The following is a 3,879-nucleotide window of genomic DNA, read 5'->3' on the forward strand; positions in this document are numbered from 1 at the left end:
ATGCGGGTCAGCTCCCTGCGGCCCGATCGGTCGCTGAGCGACGTGCTCTTGTACCCGGCCGAAGAACCATTCGACCGCAACTCGGCCATCCAGTCGATCGCCATCGACTATCCGACGCGTTCTTCCTGGACGAGCGGCGCCGATACCTGGGTCGTCTACTGGTTTGCCGTCTCCATGGTCTTTGGTTTCGCGTTTCGCCGCGTGTTTAACGTCAACATGTGACTTTCGTCCGCCGAAGGGTTTTCGCGCAATGTACGCCGACATCATCGTCGTCTCCGGTTTGCCGCGCTCGGGCACGTCGCTCATGATGCAGATGCTCGACAACGGCGGCGTGGAAGTCGTGACCGACGGGGCCCGCACGGCCGACATCGACAACCCCAAGGGCTATTACGAGCTCGAGAAGGTGAAGGCCATCAAGCGAGACGCCTCCTGGCTGGCCGACGCGCGGGGCAAGGCGTTCAAGATGGTGTCGCAGTTGCTTTACGATTTGCCGGCCGGCGAGCGCTACCGGATCATTTTCATGGAGCGAGACTTCGACGAGATGCTTGCCTCGCAGGAGAAGATGCTCAAGCGTCTGGGCCGTCCTGCAGCGCCTCGCCAGGAGATCGAGCGATCGTTCACGTTGCACCTGAGCCGGTTGCACGAGTGGCTCGCCCGGCAAGAGCACATGCAGGTTTTGCGCGTGAGCTACAACGAGCTTCTCGCCGAGCCCCGCCGGCACGCCGAGCACGTCGGAGAGTTTTTAAGCGGCCGCGCCGACGTAGAAAAAATGGCCGAGACGGTCGATCCCTCGCTCTATCGCAACCGGAGCACTTGAGTGCGCGGTACCTGCCGAACGACTCTTTGGGTCTTTCTCGGCATCCTGCCGCTCTGCGGCTGCGGCGCTCAGTCGCAACCCGGGGCAGCGCCCACGAACGCCATGTCGCAAGCCATCCCGGCTTCCGAGGCCACGGGAACCTGGAACAAATCGCAAGTGGAGACCTACCTCAAAGACGCGCTGAAACTCAGCGAGGTCTCGCTGGCGCCGGCCGTGGGAGACGATTACACCGGCACGGGCAAAGGGACCGACGGCCAGAACTACAAGATGAAGATCAAGCAGGTGCCGGGCGGAATCGCCTGCGAGTTTGAAACCGAGAACGGCCGCGGCCGCATTTCCTTCGGTAACCCGGTGCCCTAGCGTCCTTCTTTGCTCGTCTCGTTGGCGCGATTTCGCGGCTCAACGTAGCGGAGCAGCAATTCGCGCAAGCAGAAAAGGACCCACACGGCGCCGATAACGATCGCCACGCGGATTTCGGCCGGGATCGCACATGCGATGGCGACCGCCAGCATGACGCCAAGCAACGCCCTCAAGCTGAACTGAAACCGTCGCGCCATGGGGGGCACCATGGGGGTATTAGACCGCGCCGGAAAGTGCCGGACCAGGTTCGGCGATCAGCCACCACGTTCGGACTGCCCCGCCTGGTTGGGCAATACAGGAAACCGGCAGTAGAGTCGAGAGGTGGCGCGGCGGTTTAGGTGTGGCCTATCTGGTTCCGGCCCTTTCGTCTGCCGGTGCCTCATTAGCCAAGCCATGCTCCGTTTCCACCTCCCGCTCATCGAACCGGACGGGCGGTTTTCCCGCATCCGGCTCTCGGACAAGGATTCGTAGATCGAGTGTGTCATGCTTTCGCTCGCGGGAGACTGCGTTTCAGCTTGCAGAGCCGGACCAACCCCAATTGGACATCGAGGTAGGCTTCGGGGTAGCGTGCGGTTCCCCGACCCGGCACTTTATGCTTCTTGCACAGCCACCGGCGGAGCCCATTCCGCGCGTAGCGATCTACGCCTCGATAGGCTGAACGGACCGGACCAAGTTGGAAGTAGTTCGCCCAACCCCGTAATTGGCGGTTCAGGCGGCCTACGATCGTTGCTTCGTCCAGATGCTGCGTGCGTCGGCCGAGGGTCGCGTCCAAAGAGTCGCACAGGCGGCGAATCTTCTTGCGGGCCGGGCGAGAGCCGAAATAGGCCCGTCCCGTCCGCGGCGAGTAACATCGGCCAAACGTGTAGCCCAGGAAGTCAAACGTCTCGTCGGGAACGCGGCAGAGCTTCGTCTTCGTCGCGTTCACCGTCAATTTCAGCCGGCTCATCATGTCCCGCATGGCGGCCTGGGCTTGCTCGCCCGTGCCGCGGCAGCAGATCACGAAGTCGTCGGCGTAGTTGACGATTCGGGCGCGAAGTCTTCGCTCGTAATGCAGCGTCTTCCACCCCAACACGAACCGCCGCATGTACAGATTGGCAAGTAACGGGGAGATCGGCGCGCCTTGCGGCGAACCGCGCCCTTCGTCCTTGTTCCGCGTCGTGCGGACCATGTGTCCGCGGGTCTTCCGTTCTTGGACCGGGGCGACCAGCCACATCTTGATGAGGTGTAGCACCGCCTTATCGCTCACACGACGAGCCAAGCATTGCATCAACTCGTTGTGCGGGATTGAGTCGAAGTAACCGGAGAGATCCGCGTCGACCACTTCCGTGTAACCGGTGTCCAGCAGCTTGGTCACCGCTTGCACGGCGTCCAAGGCGCTGCGTTCGGCTCGATAAGCGTATTGCTCGTCTTGCAGGTCCGCCTCAAAGATCGGCTCCAGCACGATTAACAGCGCCGTTTGAACGACGCGGTCTTTGATCGTGGGGATGCCGAGCGGACGCTGCTTGCCGTCCGGTTTGGGAATGTACACGCGACGTACCGGCTGGGCCTGATACGTCTTCGTCCTGAGTTCTTCCGCCAATTCTTCCAACCACTTCGTCGGCCCGAACGCCTCGATGTCCTCGAACGTCTGGTTGTCGATTCCGGGAGCGCCGCCATTAGCCAGGCAGCGCCGCCAGGCCGACCAGAGCACGTCCTTGCGGTACACCTTGTCGTACAGAGCGTAGAAGCGGAACTTGGGTTCTCCCTTCGCTTTGGCATGCAACGCATTCTGCAGCTTTTGAACGCTTGAGAGGGTTGGTAGGCTCATCGCCAATCTCCTGGTCCCTGGCTACTTGTTGCGTTGTCCTTGAACTGAGGCCCCTTCGCTCCACCGGCATTACCCGGCTTCGTCGCTACTACAGGCCTCTCCGTCACCCCATGCGGCCGAGCCTGTCCCTCACGGGCATCTCGTTGGCGGTCACGCGCCGCCACCGCCAGGGCTTCCCATGTTGCCTTGGCTTCCCTTGCAGACATGCCATCGCCATTACCCCGGTGGGACCACGCAGTCTTGTCACTCGTGCCTCTTGCCTAACGCGAAGAAGCGTGTACTGCACGGCGGCGGCCTTCCCCGTTCCATTGGCGGGTCGGCTCCCACATTGGTAATTTTCGGGGCCTGCTCGGCGTTCACTCACGTTATGGCCTGCCTGCTCGCGGGATCGCCTATGCGACCCTTTCCATCGAAGGCTTCGACGGCTTCGTTACCTCCACCGCCGCTCCGATTGCTTCCGGCTGGAGCGACAAGTTGCCGGGCGGGGCTTGCACCCGCTGGGAAACCAAAACCTTTCATGGCGCACAATGGAAGCACTACCTGGCCCCGACGTACAATCGGGGGCATGGCCAGAAAGCCGCACAGCGACCGCGAGCCAGACAATCCGGGCGTCACGATCGGAACGTGGCTGCTTGTTCTCGCCCCCATGATTTTCGCGGCGGTCGCCATTGCTGCCATCGCGGTCGGCGCTCTTCCGAAGGTCAAGCTCTCATTCTGGATCTTCCTCGGTCTGTTCGTCGCCTTGGTCGTGGCCATCGTGGCGTTTATCGTCCGGTGCGTCCGTCTTTACCTGCGATGGAATCGGGTACCCGACGACGACGACTGACGACTTCTCTCCCTCGTGCCGTGGTATGCTACGGGGCATGGCACGAAGCAAATCGCGTTATCAGGCCGA

6 protein-coding genes are annotated in these 3,879 nt (G+C 62.0%); 4 read left to right on the plus strand and 2 right to left on the minus strand.

The window, feature by feature from the left end:
* The 3 genes from VHD36_19995 to VHD36_20005 all read left to right on the plus strand — a co-directional run.
* The coding region (locus tag VHD36_19995) for a hypothetical protein (GenBank protein HVU89622.1) at nt 1-222 on the plus strand (222 nt) is incomplete at its 5' end.
* Between the two features lie 28 nt (nt 223-250).
* Nucleotides 251-817 carry a sulfotransferase gene (locus VHD36_20000; GenBank protein ID HVU89623.1) on the plus strand — a complete coding sequence of 189 codons (567 nt, stop codon included), beginning with the start codon at nt 251-253 and terminating at the stop codon, nt 815-817.
* Between the two features lie 102 nt (nt 818-919).
* Nucleotides 920-1,177, plus strand: coding sequence for a hypothetical protein (locus tag VHD36_20005; GenBank protein HVU89624.1), 258 nt, complete (start codon nt 920-922; stop codon nt 1,175-1,177).
* Here the strand turns inward: VHD36_20005 and VHD36_20010 are convergent.
* Both VHD36_20010 and ltrA read right to left on the minus strand, forming a co-directional pair.
* On the minus strand, nt 1,174-1,374 hold the full coding sequence (locus VHD36_20010; GenBank protein HVU89625.1) for a hypothetical protein: 201 nt from the start codon (nt 1,372-1,374) through the stop codon (nt 1,174-1,176). The genes VHD36_20005 and VHD36_20010 overlap by 4 nt on opposite strands.
* Before the next feature lie 284 nt (nt 1,375-1,658).
* Entirely contained in the window at nt 1,659-2,984 is a 1,326-nt protein-coding gene (ltrA, locus tag VHD36_20015) for a group II intron reverse transcriptase/maturase (protein ID HVU89626.1), read from the minus strand.
* Nucleotides 2,985-3,549: 565 nt separating this feature from the next.
* Here ltrA and VHD36_20020 point away from each other — a divergent pair.
* Nucleotides 3,550-3,810: a hypothetical protein gene (locus VHD36_20020; protein ID HVU89627.1), complete on the plus strand. Its 261-nt coding sequence runs from the start codon at nt 3,550-3,552 to the stop codon at nt 3,808-3,810.
* The last annotated feature ends 69 nt before the right edge of the window (nt 3,811-3,879 follow it).

Source organism: Pirellulales bacterium, assembly GCA_035546535.1.
Classification (GTDB): Bacteria; Planctomycetota; Planctomycetia; order Pirellulales; family JACPPG01; genus JACPPG01.